This window comes from Bifidobacterium sp. RTP21102st3_E2_RTP21102_210122, assembly GCF_040916945.1.
GTDB classification, from domain to species: domain Bacteria; phylum Actinomycetota; class Actinomycetes; order Actinomycetales; family Bifidobacteriaceae; genus Bifidobacterium; species Bifidobacterium longum.
Genome location: NZ_JBCPAN010000034.1, coordinates 1 through 1050 on the forward strand (window position 1 = coordinate 1; position 1050 = coordinate 1050).

Sequence of the window (1050 nt, forward strand, 5' to 3'; positions counted from 1 at the left end):
TCATTGATGAGCTCGGCATTGATTAATCCGCAGAAGGGGATTCGTATTGAAATGTTAACGATTCCTGTTCAGCAGATTTCGAGGGAGGTTCGGGATAATCCATCTTCGTTTACGGCTGATGAAAAGAAAAAGTTAAACGAGATGCTTGTAGATGATACGCTATGGAGTGATCTTGGCGTTAAATATTCGCCCGAACTCGTTGATCCTGTGAAAGTTCTTTTCAGAAAAGATTTTTCGTTGAGAGCATTTCTGAAGGTGTGGGGTCGTCATCTTGTTCTGCATCCAGATACCTATCTGTCGGCGACATTTTCTGGAACGTTTGGTTTCTTCTACCCATGTAGGGCAAGCATTGGGCAGGGATCTGTGTATGACAGTTTCCAGTGGATGAATCCTCAGACAGTTAGTGGGTGGAAACAGTATATGGGTGTTCCAAACGGAGAATTGTATCCGACATATCTAGGAAAAGCAGAAAATTTGCGTGAGGAATTCTTACAGTCATTTGAGAATCTGTATAAAATTCCAGTTGTAAGTCTGATTGTAAAACCAGGAACATATTTTTGGATTGGATGTCTTGCTGCATGTTTGGCTTGCTTTAAGCGTAATTATATGCTATTAATTGCAATGGTTCCTTGTGTTCTGATTTTCTGCGTATGCCTGTTGTCTCCCGTGAATGAGAGTGCAAGATATGCTCTTCCTCTAGTTTTTTCGGCACCAGTACTTTTGATTATTTCCGTGTGTATGCCTTTTAATAGGTTGGAAAAAGGTAATAGAAAGTAAGACCTATATTTGATCGCGTTGAGCAGAACGACATGACAACCGTTCAGAAATCAAATAACAGATGAAGGCAGAAAAAACAGAGAATCCGGGCTGGAGCTTTGGTAGTGCCCGAAAGGTTGCGCACTTTGGATCATGCCCGTCCATGGCGCGATGACCGGTTCGCTTCCTGCAGGTTGTCATCGAGCCGGGACATGTCGAGGTAACGCCGGTTGGACCATTCGTTCGCGGTGACGTACCTGATGCGCGCGCAGACGAGCATCAGCGCGCTGTTCC

General features: G+C 44.3%; 1 protein-coding gene. It reads left to right on the plus strand.

What is annotated here, in order from left to right; all coding sequences use genetic code 11:
• A partial coding sequence (locus AB5287_RS10050) for a DUF6020 family protein (RefSeq protein ID WP_368221186.1) occupies nt 1–777 on the plus strand: 777 nt, incomplete at its 5' end.
• Between the last annotated feature and the right edge of the window lie 273 nt (nt 778–1050).